Source organism: Sphingobium sp. SA916 (assembly GCF_002894065.1).
GTDB classification, from domain to species: domain Bacteria; phylum Pseudomonadota; class Alphaproteobacteria; order Sphingomonadales; family Sphingomonadaceae; genus Sphingobium; species Sphingobium fuliginis.
In genome coordinates this window covers 23,845-43,699 of the sequence record NZ_LXYF01000055.1, presented here as the reverse complement: position 1 = coordinate 43,699, position 19,855 = coordinate 23,845, and the positions used below count along the sequence as shown (strand labels likewise).

At 64.8% G+C, this 19,855-nt stretch carries 18 protein-coding genes and 1 rRNA gene; 11 read left to right on the top strand and 8 right to left on the bottom strand.

Features of this window, described 5'->3' with window-relative positions; translation table 11 throughout:
- Positions 1-71, bottom strand: a 16S ribosomal RNA gene (locus tag A8G00_RS17385); the annotation flags it as partial.
- 441 nt (positions 72-512) lie between these two features.
- Between A8G00_RS17385 and A8G00_RS17380 the strand changes: the two genes are divergently transcribed.
- Positions 513-2,000, top strand: a complete 1,488-nt coding sequence (locus tag A8G00_RS17380) for a lipopolysaccharide biosynthesis protein (protein ID WP_172451897.1) — start codon at positions 513-515, stop codon at positions 1,998-2,000.
- 6 nt (positions 2,001-2,006) lie between these two features.
- Here A8G00_RS17380 and A8G00_RS17375 read toward each other — a convergent pair whose 3' ends face one another.
- Positions 2,007-2,435 carry a CBS domain-containing protein gene (locus A8G00_RS17375; protein ID WP_044660616.1) on the bottom strand — a complete coding sequence of 143 codons (429 nt, stop codon included), beginning with the start codon at positions 2,433-2,435 and terminating at the stop codon, positions 2,007-2,009.
- 74 nt (positions 2,436-2,509) lie between these two features.
- Here A8G00_RS17375 and A8G00_RS17370 point away from each other — a divergent pair, with 74 nt between their 5' ends.
- Together A8G00_RS17370 and A8G00_RS17365 are read left to right on the top strand one after the other, a co-directional pair.
- Entirely contained in the window at positions 2,510-2,809 is a 300-nt protein-coding gene (locus tag A8G00_RS17370) for a hypothetical protein (RefSeq protein ID WP_103001262.1), read from the top strand.
- Positions 2,802-3,179, top strand: a complete 378-nt coding sequence (locus A8G00_RS17365; protein ID WP_103001261.1) for an acyl-CoA thioesterase — start codon at positions 2,802-2,804, stop codon at positions 3,177-3,179. Before A8G00_RS17370 ends, A8G00_RS17365 begins: the two co-directional genes overlap by 8 nt.
- A gap of 101 nt (positions 3,180-3,280) precedes the next feature.
- Here A8G00_RS17365 and A8G00_RS17360 read toward each other — a convergent pair whose 3' ends face one another.
- From A8G00_RS17360 to hisS, 4 genes are all read right to left on the bottom strand, one after another.
- Positions 3,281-4,084, bottom strand: coding sequence for a DUF4167 domain-containing protein (locus A8G00_RS17360; RefSeq protein ID WP_061934333.1), 804 nt, complete (start codon positions 4,082-4,084; stop codon positions 3,281-3,283).
- A gap of 318 nt (positions 4,085-4,402) precedes the next feature.
- A complete protein-coding gene (gene prmC / locus A8G00_RS17355; RefSeq protein ID WP_103001260.1) occupies positions 4,403-5,230 on the bottom strand; it encodes a peptide chain release factor N(5)-glutamine methyltransferase in 828 nt (275 codons plus the stop codon).
- A gap of 118 nt (positions 5,231-5,348) precedes the next feature.
- A complete protein-coding gene (gene prfA, locus A8G00_RS17350; RefSeq protein ID WP_172451899.1) occupies positions 5,349-6,443 on the bottom strand; it encodes a peptide chain release factor 1 in 1,095 nt (364 codons plus the stop codon).
- The gene (gene hisS, locus A8G00_RS17345; RefSeq protein WP_044660611.1) at positions 6,440-7,702 is read right to left on the bottom strand and encodes a histidine--tRNA ligase; all 1,263 of its coding nucleotides are present in this window, start codon (positions 7,700-7,702) and stop codon (positions 6,440-6,442) included. Before hisS ends, prfA begins: the two co-directional genes overlap by 4 nt.
- 152 nt (positions 7,703-7,854) lie before the next feature.
- Here hisS and A8G00_RS17340 point away from each other — a divergent pair, with 152 nt between their 5' ends.
- Both A8G00_RS17340 and ppa read left to right on the top strand, forming a co-directional pair.
- Positions 7,855-9,774, top strand: a complete 1,920-nt coding sequence (locus tag A8G00_RS17340) for a M61 family metallopeptidase (protein WP_044662861.1) — start codon at positions 7,855-7,857, stop codon at positions 9,772-9,774.
- Positions 9,775-9,817: 43 nt separating this feature from the next.
- The gene (gene ppa / locus A8G00_RS17335) at positions 9,818-10,360 is read left to right on the top strand and encodes an inorganic diphosphatase (protein ID WP_025550754.1); all 543 of its coding nucleotides are present in this window, start codon (positions 9,818-9,820) and stop codon (positions 10,358-10,360) included.
- Between the two features lie 179 nt (positions 10,361-10,539).
- On the opposite strand, the gene A8G00_RS17330 is transcribed toward ppa, so the two are convergent.
- Positions 10,540-12,951 carry a ligase-associated DNA damage response DEXH box helicase gene (locus A8G00_RS17330; RefSeq protein ID WP_103001258.1) on the bottom strand — a complete coding sequence of 804 codons (2,412 nt, stop codon included), beginning with the start codon at positions 12,949-12,951 and terminating at the stop codon, positions 10,540-10,542.
- A gap of 222 nt (positions 12,952-13,173) precedes the next feature.
- Between A8G00_RS17330 and A8G00_RS17325 the strand changes: the two genes are divergently transcribed.
- Together A8G00_RS17325 and A8G00_RS17320 are read left to right on the top strand one after the other, a co-directional pair.
- Entirely contained in the window at positions 13,174-14,499 is a 1,326-nt protein-coding gene (locus A8G00_RS17325; protein ID WP_103001257.1) for a cystathionine gamma-synthase family protein, read from the top strand.
- Positions 14,496-15,428, top strand: coding sequence for a 2-hydroxyacid dehydrogenase (locus A8G00_RS17320; protein WP_103001256.1), 933 nt, complete (start codon positions 14,496-14,498; stop codon positions 15,426-15,428). The genes A8G00_RS17325 and A8G00_RS17320 overlap by 4 nt, the downstream gene beginning before the upstream one ends.
- Positions 15,429-15,494: 66 nt before the next feature.
- Here the strand turns inward: A8G00_RS17320 and A8G00_RS17315 are convergent, their stop codons facing one another.
- Complete coding sequence (locus A8G00_RS17315; RefSeq protein ID WP_103001255.1) at positions 15,495-16,169, bottom strand: HAD family phosphatase; 675 nt, start codon at positions 16,167-16,169, stop codon at positions 15,495-15,497.
- Positions 16,170-16,268: 99 nt separating this feature from the next.
- On the opposite strand from A8G00_RS17315, the gene A8G00_RS17310 reads away from it, so the two are divergent.
- From A8G00_RS17310 to A8G00_RS17295, 4 genes are read left to right on the top strand one after another with little or no spacing between them, the layout of a single operon-like run.
- Entirely contained in the window at positions 16,269-17,378 is a 1,110-nt protein-coding gene (locus A8G00_RS17310; RefSeq protein ID WP_103001264.1) for an ABC transporter permease, read from the top strand.
- Positions 17,378-18,226 (top strand): ABC transporter ATP-binding protein, encoded by an 849-nt coding sequence (locus A8G00_RS17305; protein ID WP_044660607.1) that lies wholly within the window; start codon positions 17,378-17,380, stop codon positions 18,224-18,226. Before A8G00_RS17310 ends, A8G00_RS17305 begins: the two co-directional genes overlap by 1 nt.
- Positions 18,227-18,229: 3 nt before the next feature.
- Positions 18,230-19,192: an MlaD family protein gene (locus A8G00_RS17300; protein WP_044660606.1), complete on the top strand. Its 963-nt coding sequence runs from the start codon at positions 18,230-18,232 to the stop codon at positions 19,190-19,192.
- Between the two features lie 7 nt (positions 19,193-19,199).
- Positions 19,200-19,814 (top strand): ABC-type transport auxiliary lipoprotein family protein, encoded by a 615-nt coding sequence (locus A8G00_RS17295; protein WP_082166215.1) that lies wholly within the window; start codon positions 19,200-19,202, stop codon positions 19,812-19,814.
- Positions 19,815-19,855: the final 41 nt, after the last annotated feature.

Below are 19,855 nucleotides of genomic sequence, written 5' to 3'. Positions count from 1 at the left end.
GCTCGTTCGACTTGCATGTATTAGGCATGCCGCCAGCGTTCGTTCTGAGCCAGGATCAAACTCTCAAGTTTGATGTCCGATCTCGATCCAGGAGGAATAATCCCAAACCGAAACCGCTCATTTCTAGGAGCCATTCCTGCACAAATCTTACATGGTGTGTAAGGACATTGTGAGGATGGCTAATTTAACCGAGTACCCTGCGCCTAGAAGCCGCAAGAACCCGGAGCCGCCGCCCACATGTCCCTTCATCAATCAACAATGTCAAAGAGCCGACAACCATACCGGACAGCCATCCTACCCCGTTCCTTGCGTTCCGGGAGACCAGCGTCCGTACATGTTGGCGACCGTCGTTTCCGCCGTCCCTGTGGGGCAGCGCCGCGTCGGTGAAGGGGCATATATGGAGGGCTTCCCGAACCGTCAAACCCTTTTTGCAATTTTATTTCAGAATTTTTTGGGACTTGCCGGATAGAGGGGCCCCGCGGCCATGAACGGTCCGGAAAACAGGAATGAAGATGGGTTTGCAGGACGCCGACGCAAGCGACGCCGGTTTTGGCTCGAAGATAAGAAGCGCGATCCTCTGGCGGTCGGGCAGCCAGATCGTGGCGCAGATGCTGAGCTGGGTCGTGACATTGGCCGTGATTCGAATGCTCGATCCCGCCGATTACGGTCTGTTCGCAATGACGCAGGTGATCCTGAACTTCGCGACCTTCCTCAACGGCTATGGGCTGGTGAGCGCGCTGGTGCAGTCCGAAACCGTCGAGACGCACAAATTGCGGCAGGCGTTCGGCATCATGCTGTTGCTGAACGGCGGACTTGCCCTGGCCCAGCTTGCGGTCGCTCCGCTGGCAGCGGCCTATTATGAGCAGCCCATGGTTGCGGATCTGCTGCGGGTGCAGGCGCTGCTCTATCTGTCGACGCCCTTCATCTCGATTCCCGAGGCGATCATGGGCCGGGCGATGGATTTCCGGCGGCCCGCGCTGGTCAACCTGATCGCGGCCATCGCGTCTGCGGCGGTGGCGCTGACCGGGGCGCTGTCGGGCTGGGGCGTCTGGACATTGGTGTTCGCGCCGATTGCGGGATTCTGGGTCAAGGGCATAGGCTATGTGCTGGCGACCGGGTTCATGCCGATTCCCAGTTTCGATTTCCGCGGGACCGGAGCGATGGTGGCCTATGGCGCGTCGCTGCTGGGGGGGCAGCTTTTCTGGATCGTGCAGAGTCAGGCCGACATCTTCATCGGCGGGCGCGTGCTGGAGCCGCATCAACTGGGCCTTTATGCCGAAGCGCTGTTCCTGACGCAGATATTCGTCAGCAAATTCATCCCGCCGCTCAATGACGTGGCCTTTCCTGCCTATGCGCGGATGCAGAAGGACCCGTCGCGAATCGCATGGTCCTTCTGCAAGGCGGTGCGGCTGCTGCTGCTGATTAGCTGCCCGGTCTATCTGGGCATGGCGGCGACGGCGGGGCCGCTGGTCGAGACGCTGTTCGGGGCGAAGTGGCGGGACATGGCGCCTTTCGTCGCGATTCTGGCGCTCGCCATGCCGTTCATGACGTTGCAGGTGATGTTCGCGCCGGTCAGCAATGCGCTGGGCCGGCCGGGGACGACGGCGCGGGTGGCGGCGGTGGGCGCGGTGCTGATGCCGGCGGCCTTCTTGATCGGGATTCGTTTCGGGGCGATCGGACTGGCCTGGGCCTGGCTGTGCGCCTTTCCGATACTCACGCTCGTCACCGCCCGGCTGGCGGGCGCGCCGATGGGGTTGCGGCTGATCGACCTGATGCGGGCGGCGGCGCCGGGGCTTGGCTGTTCGCTGTTGATGGCTGCGGCAGTGATGACGATCGACCGGCTCTTGCCGCCCCTCGCCGCGCCGATCCGGCTGGGGATATTGGTTCCGGCGGGGGGCCTGGCCTTTCTGGCCGCGCTGATGCTGTGCGCGCGGGGGACGCTGATGGAGCTGGTCGCGCTGGTCGTTCGGCGGGCCCCGCCGGTCGAGGCGCCCGCGTGAAACGGGTCAGGCGGTCTGGATATAGTCGCGCAGGGCGGCCGCTTCCGATTCGATCGAATCGATGCGGAACTTCACCAGATCGCCTATCGACACCAGTCCGACCAGCGCGCCGTCGACCACGACGGGCAGATGCCGGATGCGCCGCTTCGTCATCAGCGACAGGCAGTGGATGACGGGCGTCCGCTCGTCCGTGGTGATCGCCGGGGCCGTCATGATCTCCCCCACCGGGCGCTCCAGAACCCCTGCCCCCTCCTGCGCCACGCGATAGACCAGGTCGCGTTCGGAGAAGATGCCGACCACCTTGCCGTCATCCACCACCGGGACGCAGCCGATCCGCCGCTCGGCCAGCAATTGCACCACCGACAGGACCGTGTCGCCCGATTGCACCTGGACGACATCCTGTCCCTTGCGTTGCAGAATCGCCGCGATCGTCATGGTCCGTCTCCCTGCCTGCCGGCTAAATGCCTCAGTCCCTTGATGATCCCACTTTCACACTCCAAAGGAAAGGGATGACGCACAGACAAGGACTTGATGACCCGCAGGTCGCGCAGGTCGCATGGCGGCGGTTCCGCCGCATCATGGGATGGATGGCGCTAGGCGGCGCATTGTGCGTCGGGGCGGCGCTGCTCTTCCTGCGCTGGTGGGCGGGCCCCATGCCGATCCATATGGTCATCGCCACCATATTGGGCGTCTGGTTGACGTTCATGTTGGAGACGGGTCTGATGGCGCTGGCATTTCTGTCGAGCGGAACGGGACATGACGAACAGGTCATCGACCGGATGAAGGATGAGGTTTCCAGTGATGACTGACGAAAAGGGCGAAGTGGTGTTGCGCGTGGTGCCGCACATCACGGACATCAACGCCAATGGGCATATTTTCGGCGGCTGGGTGTTGAGCCAGATGGACATTGCCGGCGGCATCATCGCCGCCCGGATCGCCCGGGGCGCCGTAGCGACCGTCGCGATAGAGGGCATGACGTTCATTGCCCCGATCCTGCTGGGCGACATCGTGTCGGTCTATGCCCATGAGGAAAGGCGGGGACGGACATCGGTCGCCATCCGGATCGATGTCGTCGCGACGCGGGGATCGCAGGAGACGAAGGTCGAACTGACGAGCGGCCTGTTCACCTTCGTCGCTTTGGATGAAAATCACCGGCCGCGTCCGCTGCCCATTGCCTGATCCCGTCGAGGCCGTGCCGGAAGCATGAAAAAGGGAACAGCGCAGCGGCACTGTCCCCTTTTCTTGACGCTCGTCCCCACCCATCCGGGTGGAACCGGCGCCTATTCGGCGGCTTCAGCAGCAGGCCGGGCCCGGCGGGTGCGCTTGCGCGGGGCTTCAGCGGCAGGTTCCGCATCATTGTCGGCGCGCGCGATCGAGGGCGGCAGCACCGCCAGATCCAGACCGCCCTGGCCTTCCTCCTGCGCGGCCGCCGCCTTGCGCGGACGTCCGCGACGGGCGCGGGGAGCCTCAGCCTCGGGCTGCGATTCCGGAGCGGCCTGCATGGGGGCCGACGGCTGAGGCGCGGTTTCGGGCTGCCGCTGTTCCACGGCTTCCTCGATGGCCACTTCCTCTACCGGCGGGCGTTCCCGGCGCCGTTCGTTACGATCGTTGCGGTCGTTCCGGTCATTGCGATCGCGCCGATTGCGGTCGTTCCGGCCTTCGCGATAATCGCGCTGCTCGTCCCGACGGCGATCGAAGTCCTGCCCGCGGTCGCTCGCCTGATCGGCGCGCCCGTCCTCGCCCGCTTCGTCCCCGGCATCGAAATCGTCGAAATTCTCGTCGAAGCTTTCGTCGCGCGGGCGGAAGCGTTGCTGCTGCTCCTCCTGACGGGCGCGATTGTCGGCCAGCACGCGGAAATAATGGTCGGCAAACTGCAGATAATATTCCGCATTCACCCGATCGCCCGCCATCTGGGCATCGCGCGCCATATTCTTGTATTTTTCAAGAAGCTGGGCCGCATTGCCGCGCGCGCGGCTGTCGATCCGGTTGCCATTGTCACCGCCGCCCCGATTGCCACCGTTGGGCCGGCCATTATTGTTGTTCCGGCCGCGATTCCGGCGACCGGCCTGCCTGTTGTTGATCAAGAGCTGATCCTTGCGTTCACTTTGCCATCATTCACGGAAAAACACTGTTCAGTCGCCATCCTTCAGCACGGCCTGACCATCAGGCCGGATAAGGCTCCGCCAGGCAGGGGCCGAGCGATCGGCCTATGCCCTTGACCTGCCAGAGGCGCCTGCGCAGCAGCGCCGTCGTGACTTTGAAGGAGCGGGAAAACGGCCTTTTCTTGTCGCGGCCCCACAGGGCAGATCCTCAGGATAGTGCCGTCCCTAAGCTCCATGTAGTGGCTTCCCGGCCATAAACCAAGCAATTTTAGCTTGTGCCGGCGCAAATCCTTCGCCGGGTCAGACGGATGGAGCCACGGTTGCGATCAGGCAGCGGTCATGACCGGCGAGATCGTGGCGGACCGCGACGCTAAGTCCTTGATCGGCAAGCAGGGTGGAGACGCTGAGCCGTTGGTCGTAGCCGATCTCGATGGCGGCCATCCCGTCCGGCGCCAGCAGCCGGGGCAGCATCGGCGCGATCCGGCGATAGTCATCCAGCCCGTCCGCGCCTGCGAAAAGGGCGCTTTCGGGCTCATGGAGGACGTCGCCCGCCAACGCAACGTCGCGGGCGATATAGGGTGGATTGATCAGGATCAGGTCGAAGGAGCCGTCCATTCCCTCCGCCCAGTCGCCCATCCGGAAATAGGCGCGTTCGCTGAGATCCAGCCGATCGGCATTGCCCTGGGCGACCGCCAGCGCCGCCGGGGAAATATCAACGCCCACCCCGCTTGCCTGCGGCCATTGGCTGAGCGCCGCGAGCAACAGCGCGCCGGAACCGGTGCCGAGGTCAAGGATGCGGGAGGGACTCCGCGCGCCGAAATGGTCGAGAGCGGCCTCGATCAGCGTTTCGCTGTCAGGACGGGGAATGAGGACATCGGGCGTGACGCGCAGGCTGATCGTCCAGAAATCGCGCGCGCCGGTTATATAGGCGATGGGTTCGCCGGTCAGGCGGCGGTCGATCAGCGCTTCGAAGCCGGGCGGGACGCTGAGGTCGCGCTGGCGCATCAGCAACTCGTTGCGGTCGATCTCAAGCGCATGGGCGAGGAGCAGTTCCGCGTCGAGGCGCGGGGTCGCGCTGATGGGCGTGAGGCGGGCGGTTGCCTGACGCAAGGCTGGAGCGACCCCCATATTTGTCATTCCCGCGAAAGCGGGAACCCATCTCCAGACGCTGCACCAAGTAGCAACCTATGGGAGATGGATTCCCGCCTACGCGGGAATGACGGATGGTGTTGAGAGGGCGACGGCATCACGCCACGCCATCCAGTTGGGCGAGGCGGGCGGCTTCGTCCTCCGCCACCAGCGCGTCGATGACTTCGGACAAGCCCGGTCCTTCGAGGATTTCGGGCAGGCGGTGCAGGGTCAGGTTGATGCGATGGTCCGTCACCCGCCCTTGCGGGAAATTATAGGTGCGGATGCGTTCGGACCGGTCGCCGGAGCCCACCATCGCCTTGCGCGCGCCGGCCTGTTCGCTCTGGGCGCGCTCGCGTTCCATCTCATACAGGCGGGCGCGCAGCACCTGCATCGCCTTCGCCTTGTTCTTGTGCTGGGATCGCTCGTCCTGCTGCGTCACCACGATGCCGGAGGGCAAGTGGGTGATGCGAACGGCGGAATCGGTGGTGTTGACGTGCTGGCCGCCCGCGCCGGACGCCCGGTAGATGTCGATCTTGAGGTCACTGTCCGCGATCTGGACGTCGACCTCCTCCGGCTCCGGCAGCACCGCGACGGTGGCGGCGGAGGTGTGGATGCGTCCTCCGCTTTCCGTGACCGGAACGCGCTGGACACGGTGGACGCCGCTCTCGAACTTCAGCTTGGCGAAGACGCCGGTGCCGGTGACGCTGGCGACGACCTCCTTATAACCACCGACTTCGGAGGCGTTGGCGGAAATGAGTTCCATCTTCCAGCCCTGCGCGTCGGCATAGCGCTGGTACATGCGGAACAGGTCGCCCGCGAACAGCGCCGCTTCGTCGCCGCCCGTCCCCGCGCGGATTTCCAGCATGGCCGGGCGCGCGTCGGCGGCATCCCTGGGCAGCAATTGCAGCGCGAGGGCGCGTTCGGCCTCCGGCAACTGACTTTTGATCAGTTGCATCTCCTCCTGCGCCATTTCGCGCATCAGCGGGTCGGCATCCGCATCCTCGCCGCCCGCCATATATTCGAGGGCGCTCAGTTCCTGGCGCAGGCGGCGGACTTCGTGGGCGGCCCTGGCCACCGGCTCGATCTCCGCATATTCCTTGGACAGCCGCACGAACTCCTCCGGCGCGAGGTCGGCACGCGTCATCGACGCCTGCACCTCGTCCCGGCGCGCTTCGATCTGCGCGATGCGTTCGGCGGAGATATGCATCAGCGCGTTGCCAGTTTCCCGATCAGCGCATCTAGGGCGACGGCTTCCTGTTCGCCCGTGCCGAGATTGCGGACGGCCGCCTCGCCCCGCGCCAGTTCGTCGTCCCCTAGGATCACCGCCCAGGCCGCGCCCGAAGCATTGGCCCGCTGCATCCGCTTCTTCATGTTGCCGCGATAGCCCATGTCGCAGGCAATGCCCGCGCGGCGCAGGTCGGCGATGATGCCGGTGGCCCTGACTTCGGCGGCTTCGCCCATGGGTATGACGGCGACGGTCGGGCCGGCAATCTCCGGCATATCCACCAGCATCGCCAGCCGCTCGATCCCCGCCGCCCAGCCGACCGCCGGAGTCGAGGGGCCGCCGAGATTCTCGATCAGCCCGTCATAGCGCCCCCCGCCCAGCACCGTGCCCTGCGCGCCGAGCCGGTCGGTGATGAACTCGAACGCCGTGTGGCGGTAATAATCGAGGCCGCGCACCAGCCGGGCGTTGCGCTCCCACGCCACACCCGCCGCGTCGAGGCCCGCCGTCACCTTTTCGAAGAAGCTGCGCGCTTCATCGGTCAGATAGGCGTCGATGTCCGGCGCGCTGTCCGCCACCGGACGGTCGCGTGGGTCCTTGCTGTCGAGGATGCGCAGCGGATTGCGGTGCAGGCGATCAAGGCTCTCTTCCGAAAGCTGATCCCGATGCGCCTCGAAATGCGCGATCAGCGCGGCGCGCCACGCTTCGCGGCTCGGGCCGTCGCCCAGCGTGTTGAGGTTGAGCGTCACGCCTTCCGATACGCCCAGTTCCCGCAGCAACTGGTCGGCCAGCACCAGCAGTTCCACGTCCGCGCCCGGCTCGCCCGCGCCGATGACCTCGGCGTCGAGCTGGTGGAACTGGCGGAAACGGCCCTTTTGCGGACGCTCGTAACGGAAGAGCGGGCCGTGGGTCGCCACCTTCAGCGGCGCATATTGCTGCCAACCCTCGGTGATATAGGCGCGGGAAATGCCTGCCGTGAATTCCGGGCGCAGGGTGATGCTGTCGCCGCCGCGATCCTCGAACGTGTACATTTCCTTGGAAACGACGTCCGTGCTTTCGCCCAGCGAGCGGGCGAACACCGCCGTCGATTCGAACACCGGCACTTCCACCCGCTGGAATCCGTAGAGCCTGCGCACCCGGTCGAAGGTCGCGACCACATGGGCGAAACGTTCCTGAAACGCTTCGCTCGTGCCGCCCAGCATGTCCTGCGTGCCGCGCACCGGGCGCGGGGTTTCGATCTTCGCCATGGGGCAGCGCCTTTAACGATAAAGACGGCTCAAGGAAACGCGCTTTTTTGTCGTAAAATATGCCAAGAAGAGTTGGGGGTGGACGAGAGCGGAATGGCTCGCCATGCTGTTGTTATACGGTCGTTCGACCGCACGCTTTTTCGGAGATGTTCATGATCCGCAGCCTTGCTGCCGCCCTTTTCCTTTCCACGGCGATCGCAACCCCGCTGATCGCGCAGGATGCGATCCGCTCCAAACCCACGGCGCTGCCGGTCGACTATGCCGCGCCCGCGCCCAAGGATGCGCCCTATCCCGGCGGCACGATCAGGCTGGAGGTCGACGCCACCGATACGGTGCAGCGCATCTTCCGGGTGAAGGAAACCATCCCCGTCGCCGCCGCCGGGCCGATGACGCTGCTGATGCCGCAATGGCTGCCGGGCAACCATGCGCCGCGCGGACAGATCGAGAAGCTGACCGGCCTCAGCTTCACGGCCGACGGCAAGCCGCTGGCGTGGAAGCGCGATCCGCTCAACGTCTATGGCTTTGTGATCGACGTGCCGCAGGGGACGAAACAGGTCGTCGCATCCTTTCAGTTCCTGTCCGCCACCCAGCCCAATCAGGGCCGCGTCGTCGTCACGCCCAAGATGCTCAATATCCAGTGGGAGTCGGTGTCGCTCTATCCGGCGGGCTATTATACGCGGCAGATTCCGATCCAGGCGACCGTGACCTATCCCGACGGCTGGCAGGCCGCGACAGCCTTGCGGGGCAAGAAGACCGGATCGACCGTCGCTTATGAGACGATCGACTATGAAGCCTTGCAGGATTCGCCGGTGTTCGCGGGCCTTCATTTCAAGCCCGTGGACCTGGGCCATAATGTGACGCTCAACATCGTCGCGGACGATGCCGACGAACTGGACGCCAAACCCGACCAGATCGCCAGGCACAAGAAGCTGGTCGATGAAGCGGGCGCACTGTTCGGCACCTATCATTTCGACCATTATGACTTCCTGTTCGCCATCACCGACGAGATGGGCGGCATCGGGCTGGAGCATCACCGGTCGTCGGAGAATCAGGTCGAGCCAGGCTATTTCAAGAAATGGGGCGACGGCGATGCGCTGCTGGACCGCAACCTCTTGCCGCATGAATTCACCCATAGCTGGGACGGCAAGTTCCGCCGTCCGGACCTGCTGTGGACACCCGATTTCAACGTGCCGATGCAGGATAATCTGCTGTGGGTCTATGAAGGGCAGACGCAGTTCTGGGGCTATGTGCTGGGCGCGCGATCCGGGCTGTTCTCCAAGCAGGAAACGCTGGACGCCTATGCCCATATCGCGGCCAAGCTGGATACGGCGCGGGGCCGCGAGTGGCGGCCGATGGAGGACACCACCCATGATCCCATCATCTCCGCCCGCCGTCCCAAGGGCTGGTCGAGCTGGCAGCGGTCGGAGGATTATTACAATGAAGGCCTGATGATCTGGCTGGAAGCGGATGCGATCATCCGCCAGCAGACCAGGGGCGCCAAGGGCCTGGACGATTTCGCCAGGGCCTTTTTCGGCATCAATCCGGGCGATTGGGGACAGGTCGTCTATAATCGCGGCGACGTCATCAAGACGCTCAACGCAGTCGCGCCCTATGACTGGGCGGGCTTCTTCCAGAAATATGTCGACAGCACGACCAGGGAGACACCCAAGGGCGGCTTCACGCTGGGCGGCTACAGGCTGGTCTATGGCGACACGCCGGGGGCCATCACCAAGGCGGCCGAAGGATCGGGCAAGTTCACCGACCAGAGCTTCGGCATCGGCATGATCGTCAAGAATGACGGCGAGATCAGCAACGTCGTCTGGGACAGTCCAGCCTTCAAGGCTGGCCTGGCGACCGGATCGAAGATCCTCGCGATCAATGGCGATGAATATTCGGGCGATGTGTTCAAGGCGGCGATCAAGTCCGGAAAGCCGCTCCAGATCATAGTGAAGCAGGACAAATATTATCGCACTTTGACCCTCGCATATTCCGGCGGCCTGCGCTATCCGCGCCTCGAAAAGACAGGAGAGGGTGAAGGCAGCCTGGACCGGCTGCTGAAACCGAAAACATAATCACCCGTAGCGCCAACGCGTATCGAAAAAGGCTTGAAGTCCCATGAATATCGAACTGATCCCGGTGGGCGACGATCCGCCCAACAGCCTGAATGTCATCATCGAGGTTCCGGTCGGTGGCGAGCCCGTCAAATATGAGTTCGACAAGGCGTCGGGCGCGCTGTTCGTGGACCGCATCCTGCATACGCCGATGCGCTATCCGGCCAATTACGGCTTTGTGCCGCACACGCTGTCGCCCGATGGCGATCCGCTGGACGCGCTGGTCATCGCCCGCTCGCCCTTCATTCCCGGCGCCGTGGTCGCGGCCCGCCCGATCGCCGTGCTGAACCTGGAGGATGAAGCGGGCGGCGACGAAAAGCTGGTCTGCGTGCCGGCGGATTCGGTCTTCCCCTATTATTCGAACGTTGGTGAGAAGGACGACCTGCCCGGCATCGTCATGGAGCAGATCGAGCATTTCTTCACCCACTATAAGGATCTGGAAAAGAAGAAGTGGGTGCGCATCGGCACCTGGGGCGGCGCGGAAGACGCCAAGCGCATCACCCTGGAAGCGATCGAACGCTACAAGGCTGAGAAGCAGGCCGCCTGAAGCGCTGCGAAATACTGAACGAAAGAGGGGCCGCGCAGCTTATCTGCGCGGCCCCTCTTCATTTTGTCTGATCGATGAAGCGCCGTGCGTTGGAATCGGTGAAGATGGCCGTCCGCTGCGCCACTCCCCAAAGACAGAGGCGATGAATGCCGTAATGACCGGCTGCCTCCACCACCCATTCAATCCGGGCGCATGGCTTCCGCAACCAGGGCTTCGGCCTCGATGAGCAGGGCATCCTCCACCTCATGCTGGGCGACCTGCTCGCGTCCGATGAGGATCAGCACGGGGACGGCGAGCGGGCTCACCCGGTCGAGATCGACATGCAGCATGGTGGCCGAGGCGCGGTCGATCAGGTCGCCCAACCGTCCCACGTCGGTCATCCGTGCGCGGGCGTCGGCCCACGCCGCCTTCAGCAGCAGATGATCGGGCTGATATTTGCGCAGCACGTCGTAGATGAGGTCGGTCGAGAAAGTGACCTGCCGACCCGTCTTGCGCTTGCCGGGATGCTGGCGCTCTATCAGGCCGGAAATGACGGCCACGTCGCGAAAGGCGCGCTTGAGCAGGCTCGACTGTTCGACCCATTCGATGAATTCATGATCCAATATGTCGGCCGAAAAGAGGCTCTGCGGGTCGGTGATCGGCTTCAGCCCATAAACGGCCAGCGCATAGTCGTTGGAAACGAAGCCCATCGGCATCAGCCCCTGCGCATCCATGCGGCGGGTCAGCAGCATGCCCAGCGACTGATGCGCGTTCCAGCCTTCGAAACTGTAGCAGACCAGATAGTGCCGCCCCTCATGCGGGAATGTCTCGATCAGCAATTGCCCCGGTTCGGGCAGGGCCGAGCGATATTTCTGCACCTCCAGCCATTCGCGCACATCGTCGGGAAAGCGGGACCATTGTTCCGGTTCGGCCAGGAAGTGGCGGACGCGGTCGGCCAGCCGCGTGGACATGGCCATGCGCGTGCCGCCCCAGCTGGGGATGCGCGCCTGCCTGGACGTCGCGCGGACGATGAGGTCGGTGCTGTCCATACGGACCACTTCCAATGCTGTGCCGGAAAAGAAGAAGCAGTCGCCGGGGCTCAAGGTGGCGGCGAAGCCCTCCTCCACCGTGCCGAGCTTGCGCCCATTGGCGAAGCGGACGGCGAGCGCGGGCTGGTCGACGATGATGCCGGCGTTGAGGCGATGCTGCTGGATGAAGCGCGGATGGGAGACGCGCCATAGACCGTCAGGTCCAAGCGTCAGCCGCTTGAAGCGGTCATAGGCGCGCAGGGCATAGCCGCCGCCTTCGATGAAATGGAGGACATTGGCAAAGGCTTCCTCCGTCAACGCGCCATAGGGGGTGGCCGACCGGACTTCCGCCAGCAGATCGTCCGCCCGAAAGGGCGCTGCGCAGGCGAGGCCCATGACATGCTGGGCAAGGACGTCCAGGCTGCCCGGACGGAAATCGTCGGTGTCGCGCTCGCCCGCCTCCACCGCGTCCAGCGCCGCGCGGGCTTCGAGATATTCGAAACGGTTGCCGGGGATGAGGATCGCCTCGGACGCCATGTCGAGGCGGTGATTGGCCCGCCCGATGCGCTGGAGCAGGCGCGAACTGCCCTTGGGGGCGCCCATCTGGATCACGCAGTCCACATTGCCCCAGTCGACGCCGAGATCGAGCGAGGCGGTGGCGACCAGCGCGCGCAACCTGCCGGCCGCCATCGCCGCCTCCACCTTCCTTCGGGCTTCGATGGAAAGGCTGCCATGATGGATGGCGATGGGCAGGTTCGCCTCGTTCACCGACCAGAGTTCCTGGAAGATCAGTTCCGCCAGGCCCCGCGTGTTGCAGAAGACCAATGTCGTGGCGCGGCGCTCGATCTCCTCCATCACCTGCCGGGCGGCATATTTGCCGGAGTGCCCGGACCAGGGAATGCGCCCTTCGGGGATGAGGATGGCGACATTGGGATCGGCGCCCGCCTCTCCCAAGACCGGATTGACGGCGCCGATGTCCCCGTCCGGGGCCAGCCAGGCCCGATAGGCATCGACATCGGCGACGGTCGCCGACAGCGCCACGCGGCGAAGGCCCGGATTGATGCTCTGGAGGCGGGACAGGGAAAGGTTGAGGATGTCGCCGCGCTTTTGCGTGGCGAAGGCGTGGACCTCATCGATGATGACCGTCTTCAGGCCTGGGAACATCAGGAAGCTGTCGGGATAGCTCAGCAGCAGCGACAGCGATTCCGGCGTGGTGAGCAGGATTTGCGGCGGGCGGGCGCGCTGGCGCGCCTTGCGGTCGGAAGGGGTGTCGCCGGTGCGGGTTTCCACCCGGATCGGCAGGCCCATTTCCTCGATGGGCGTCAGAAGGTTGCGCCGCACGTCGACGGCGAGCGCCTTGAGGGGCGAGACATAGAGGGTGTGGAGGCCCTCACCGGGATTTTCGATGAGGTCGGCCAGGGTCGGCAGGAAGCCGGCGAGCGTCTTGCCCGCGCCGGTGGGCGCGACGAGCAGCGCGTGGTCGCCGGATCGGGCAGCGCTCAGCATGTCGATCTGGTGGCGGCGGGGCGTCCAGCCGCGTGAGGTGAACCATTGCTCCAGCGGTTCGGGTAGGCGTTGGTTCATGGGGAGGATGTAGGATGAGAAGACATAAACGTCATCCTGTTCAACGCTGCCTCGCCTCAAAACGCTCCGCGCTCCTGAGCAGGAACTGGAGCGCATAGTAATTTAACTTTGGTTTCATGAAATAATCTAACAATCCGCTCTGGCTCCTTCCCCCCCGAAAGCGTTACACTCCCTGCCATCGCAGCGGCGCAACAGACGCCGCAAACATGCAGGAGATCATCGATGACCGGCGAAACCGAAGCCGACCTCACGGGCGCGGAACCCACGCGCAACCGCCGCCGCCCCAAGCAACCGATCATGGAAATCGAAGGCCGCAAGCTGAAGCCCGCGACGTTGATGATGGGCCATGGCTATGACCCCACTCTGTCCGAGGGATCGCTGAAGCCGCCGATCTTCCTCACCTCCACCTTCGCCTTCGAAAGCGCCGCAGCGGGCAAGCGGCATTTCGAGGGGGTGACTGGCATCCGCCCCGGCGGCGCCGAAGGCCTCGTCTATTCGCGCTTCAATGGGCCAAATCAGGAGATTGCGGAGGACCGGCTGTCGGTCTGGGAAGAGGCGGAGGACGCCCTGCTCTTTTCCAGCGGCATGTCCGCCATTGCAACGACCTTGCTGGCTTTGGTGCAGCCGGGCGACGTGATCGTCCATTCGGCGCCGCTCTATGCCGCGACCGAATCGCTGATCGGACGCATCCTCGGCAAGTTCGGCGTGCAGTGGCTGGATTTCCCCGCGGGCGCGAGCGAGGAGGAGATCGGCGCGGTGATCGACCGGGCCAAGGCGCTGGGCCGCGTGGCGCTAATCTATCTGGAAAGCCCGGCCAATCCGACCAATGTCCTCGTCGATCTGGAGGCGGTAGTTGCGCGGCGCGACTTTTCCTTCGCAGGCGAAGAATATCGACCGCCCATCGCCATCGACAATACTTTCCTGGGGCCGCTCTGGCTGCATCCGCTGAGCCATGGGGCGGATCTCGTCATCTACAGCCTCACCAAATATGCAGGCGGGCACAGCGATCTGGTCGCGGGCGGGGTGCTGGGGTCCAATGCGCTGATCAACACCATCCGGCTGATGCGGAACACCATCGGCACGATCCTGGACCCGCATTCCGCCTGGATGCTGCTGCGGTCGCTGGAGACGCTGGAACTGCGCATGAGCCGCGCGGGCGAGAATGCGGCCAAGGTCTGTGCCTGGCTGAAGGACCAGCCGCAGGTGGAGAAGGTCGTCTATCTCGGCTTTCCGGAGACGGAGCGGCAGGCGGACATCTACCGCCGGCATTGCACGGGCGCGGGATCGACCTTCTCGCTTTACCTGAAGGGCGGCGAGGCGGAGGCCTTCGCCTTTCTGGACGCGCTGAAGATCGCCAAGCTGGCCGTCAGCCTGGGCGGGACAGAGACGCTGGCGAGCCATCCGGCGGCGATGACGCATTTGTCCGTCCCCGTCGAACGCAAGAAGGCGCTGGCGATCAGCGACAATATGGTGCGCATCTCCATCGGCTGCGAGGATGCGGAAGATCTGATCGCGGACTTCGCCCAGGCCTTGCGGGCGGTGGGATGAGGGAAGCGCGCCCCGTGATACTGGTGGCGCAGCCGCATCTGGCGCCGCTGCTGGACGTGCTGGCCCCCGATTATGACGTCATGGCCTTGTGGGAGGAGAGCGGGCAGGCGCGGCTGGCGGAGGCCGAAGCGCTGGTGACGGCGGGCGAGTTCCGGCTCGACCCGGCGATGCTGGAGCGGATGGCGGCGCTGCGGCTGATCGCCTGTTTCACCGTGGGCTATGACGGGGTGGATCTCGACCGGGCACGGGCGCGCGGCGTGGCCGTGACCCATGCGGGGGACGCGAATGCGGCGGATGTCGCGGATCATGCCCTGGGGCTGATCCTCGCGCACCGGCGGCAGATCGTGCTGGGCGACCGGCAGGTGCGGTCGGGTGAATGGAGCGCGGGCGCGAAGATGCTCACGCGCTCGATGGCGGGCGCGGCGATCGGGATCGTCGGCATGGGGAGCATCGGGGTCGCCTTGGCCGAACGGGCCGGGGCGATGCGGATGAGGGTCGGATGGTGGGGGCCACGAGACAAGCCGGAACTGCGCTGGCCACGGGCGCAAAGTCTGGCGGCGCTGGCGCGGGACAGTGACGTCATGGTGGTGGCGGCCAGGGCGACCGAGGAGAATCGCGGGATGATCGATGCGTCCGTGATGGACGCGCTGGGGCCACAAGGGCTGCTGGTGAATGTCGCGCGGGGGCAATTGGTGGATGAGCATGCACTGATCGCGGCTCTGCGCGAGGGACGGCTGGGCGGAGCGGCGCTGGACGTGTTCGAGAGCGAGCCTACGCCCGCAGCGCGCTGGGCCGATGTGCCGAATATCGTGCTGACCCCGCATACAGGCGGCGCGACCTATGAGGCGGTCGGGCGGATGCGGGGCATGCTGTTGGCGAATCTCGCCGCGCATTTTGCCGGGGAGGCGCTGGTTTCTCCGGTGATTTAACGGCGCATCATGCTCCTGCAAAGGCTGGAGCACGTCATCCCGTACCGCCTATGCCGCCCTCGAGCCTTACGCCCAGTCCACCCGTTTCCATCCCCGTTCCGCCGCCAGCTTCGCCAGCGGCTTGTGCGGATTGGACGCGAAGGGAACATCCGCGAACTCCAGCATGGGCGCGTCGGACACATGGTCGGAATAGGCGCGGATATGCGCTTGGCCGCGGTCGATCGCCTCGGCCGCCATCCACGCCTTGATCATGCGCAGCTTGCCGGTGTCGTAGCAGTTCTCGCCCGCGATCCTGGCGCGGACATAGCGCAGATCCTGCGAGAGATGATCGGTCGCGATCACCGCATCGAAGCCCAGCCGCCGGGCAATCGGCTCGACATAAAGGCGGTAGGAGGCGGTGGCGAGCACCAGCCGATAGCCGTCCGCCCTGTCCTTCGCGATCTGCGCCAACGCGCCCGCACGGACATTATGGGCCACCACCTTCGCCGCATAGCTTTCCACATGCGGCATCAGCCGGGCACGCTCGACATTATGGCCGATCATCAGCGCCTGGTTCATTTCCTTCAGCCGCTGCCGGCTGATCAGCTTCAGCACATAGGCCAGCATCAGCAGGATGACGCCGGGAAACAGCGCCAGACGCCACGGCGCCATGCGTTTCGCGACATGAACCAGAAAGCCGGTATAGGTGCCGCTGAAGGTGACCGTGCGGTCCATATCGTAGATTGCGAGCCTGTGCGTCATGCCATGTCCGAAACTTTTTGCGGTGCCCCTTCGTTTGATCGTGCGGATGGGCCGTTTCGGCTTGCCGTGCAACCGATAATGGACCACACCACCGCCTTGATGAACAAAGCCGCTGATCTTGCTCAGGAAGTCCGCGACGGCGAGACGGTCATTCGGCTTTCGGGCAATATGTCCATCGCTTGCCTCAACCATCTGCCCGACCGGCTGGACGCGATAGAGGGTCCGGTCGACACCATCGACCTGTCGGGCGTGGAACATATTGACACGATCGGCGCCTGGGTGCTGCACCGCACGATCAAGCGCTGGAACTGCAAGATCACGGGCGACAAATGCGATGCGGAACGGCTGATCGCGGCGGTCGGCCGCGTCGATGAACCGGTCAACATCCGCCCCGACTATGTGCCGCCCTGGCAGCGCGTCGTCGGCCAGATCGGGGAAGCGGTGGTCAATGCCGGCAGCACCATGCTGGGCCTGCTCGGCTTTTTCGGCGGAACGCTGGTGGCCACGTGGAACGTCATCCGTCATCCCAGCCGGTTCCGCATCAATGCGGTGGTCCAGCGGTTCGAGGTGGTGGGCGTCTCGGCGCTCGGCATCATCGGCCTGATGAGCTTCCTGATCGGCATCGTCATCGCCCAGCAGGGTTCGGTGCAGCTCCGCCAGTTCGGCATGGAGATGCTGACGATCAACCTGGTCGGACGCCTCACCTTTCGTGAACTCGGCGTGCTGATGACGGCGATCATGGTCGCGGGCCGGTCCGGTTCCGCCTTCGCCGCGCAACTGGGGACGATGAAGCTGACCGAGGAGGTCGACGCCATGCGCACCATCGGCGTGTCGCCCATGGAGGCGCTGGTGCTGCCGCGCACGCTGGCCGTCGTCGTGATGATGCCGCTGCTCGGCTTTTATTCCTCCATCGTCGCGATCGTCGGCGGCGGGTTCCTCTGCGCCGTATCGCTCGACATTCCGCCGATCACCTTCGTCCAGCGGCTGCGGGAGGTGGTGCCGATCCACGACCTGTGGGTGGGGCTGATCAAGGCGCCCGTCTTCGGCGTCATTATCGCGCTCGCCGGCTGTTTCCAGGGCATGCAGGTCAAGGCCAATGCCGAGGAAGTGGGGCTGCGCACGACGTCGGCGGTGGTGCAGGCGATCTTCCTCGTCATCGTGCTCGACGCCTTCTTCGCCGTCTTCTTCACCTGGGTGGGCTGGAACTGATGACGCCCGAAGAAGCGATGAGCGCGGAGGAAGAGCGGGTCGAAAAGGCGCTGGAGCGCGATGATGTCGCCATATCGGTCCGCAACCTGCGCAACAGCTTCGGCGACCAGGTCGTGCATGAGGGGCTGAACCTCGACGTGCGCAAGGGCGAGATATTGGGCGTGGTCGGCGGGTCGGGGACAGGCAAGTCGGTGCTGATGCGCTCCATCATCGGCCTCCAGACGCCCGATGAGGGCGAGGTCCACGTCTTCGGGGAATCGATGATCGGCCGGCTGGACGATGAGGCGCTGGCGATCCGCAAGCGCTGGGGCGTGCTGTTCCAGGGCGGCGCGCTGTTCTCCACGCTGACGGTCGCGGAGAATGTCGAGGTGCCGATCCGCGAATATTATCCGAACATCGGCCCCAAGCTGCGCGACGAGATTGCCGCCTACAAGATCCGCATGACCGGCCTGCCCGCCGAGGCGGGTCCCAAATATCCCGCCGAACTGTCGGGCGGGATGAAGAAGCGCGCGGGGCTGGCGCGGGCGCTGGCGCTTGATCCCGACCTGCTGTTCCTCGATGAACCCACGGCCGGGCTTGATCCCATCGGCGCGGCCGCCTTCGACGACCAGACGCGCAAATTGCAGCAGACGCTGGGCCTCACCGTCTTCCTCATCACCCATGATCTCGACACGCTCTATTCGATCTGCGACCGGGTGGCGGTGCTGGCGGACAGGAAGGTGACGGCGGTCGGCACCATCGATGAGCTGCTGGCGACCGATCATCCGTGGATTCAGGAATATTTCAACGGCCCGCGCGGGCGCGCCGCGACGGCGGCGGTCGCTCGCGAAAAGGACAAGAGGCGATAGGATATGGAAACCCGCTCCAACCATGTGCTGGTGGGCACGGTCACGCTGCTGCTGCTGGCGGCGATCATGATCGCGGCTTTCTGGTTTTCGCGCCTCTCCCAGGGCGACAATATGGAATATGACATCTTCTTCAAACAGTCGGTCAACGGCCTCGCCAAGGGATCGAGCGTCAACTATTCCGGCGTGCCGTCCGGTCAGGTGGAGAAGATCGAGCTGTGGAAGCGCGATCCCAGCTTCGTGAAGGTGCGCATTTCGGTGAAGGAAGGGACGCCGATCCTGCAAGGGACCACCGCGACCATTGCCGGGGTGGGCTTTACCGGCGTGTCGGAAATCGTGCTGGACGGCGCGGTCAAGGGCGCGCCGCCGATCACCTGCCCGGCGGAAAACCCCCTCGCCTCCTGCCCCGATGGCGTACCGGTGATCCCGACCAAGCCGGGCGCGCTGGGCGAGCTGCTCAACAATGCGCCGCAGTTGCTGGAGCGGCTGTCGACGCTGACCGAGCGGCTGACGGAATTGCTGAACGACAAGAATCAGCAGTCCATCGCCGGCATATTGGCCAATGTGGAGCGGATTTCCGGCTCGCTGGCCGACCGCAGCCCCGAAATCGCGGCAACGCTGGCCGAGGCGCGCATCGCCGTGCAGCGCACCGGCATCGCCGCCGAACAGATCGGCAAGCTGGCCGCGTCCACCGACGCCATGGTCAATGATGAGGGCCGTCCGCTGCTGGCCGATCTGCGCAAGAGCATCCAGTCGGCCACGCGCAGCATCGACACGCTCGACAAGACCATTGCGGAGGCGCAGCCGGGCGTCCACGCCTTCAGCAACCAGACCATGCCGGAGGTGAACCAGTTGGTCCGCGACCTGCGCGAAATGTCGCGCTCCTTCCGCGGCGTGGCGGAAAAACTGGATCAGCAGGGCGCGGGATCGATCGTCGGATCGCCCAAATTGCCTGATTACAAGCGATAAGAGGGACATGATGATGTTTCACAGGAAACTTGGCCTGATGCCCGTGGCCCTCGGCGCATCGATGCTGGCCGGCTGCGTGTCCTTCGGCGGCAAGCCGCCCGAACGGCTGCTGTCGCTCAACGCCGCGCAGAAGGTCGCCCCGGGCACGTTGCGCAGCGCATCGGCGGGCGCATCCATCACGGTGGCCGATCCCGAAGCGCCCAAGATGCTGGATACGGTGCGGGTGCCGGTGATCACCTCCCCCACGTCGGTCGCCTATGTGACGAAGGTGCAATGGGCGGACACGCCGCGCCACCTGTTCCAGAAGCTGCTGGGCGAAACCATCGCCGCCACCAGCAACCGCATCGTGCTCGACCCCGGCCAATATTCCGCCGACGCCGGGCAGCGGCTGATGGGCGAACTGGTCGATTTCGGCGTGGATGAGGCGAGCAACAGCGCGGTCGTGACCTATGACGCGATGCTCACCGGGCCGGGCGGCACGGCCATCGCCAAGCAGCGCTTCACCGCCAGCGCGCCGATCGGGGGCAAGATCGACGCCAGCAGCGTGGGCGCTCCGCTCAATGCCGCCGCGAACAAGGTGGCGGCGGATGTGGCCGCCTGGCTGGCGACTTCGGGAAGGTAGGGCGCCGTTCCTGGCCGTCATCCCAGCTTTCGCTGGGGTGA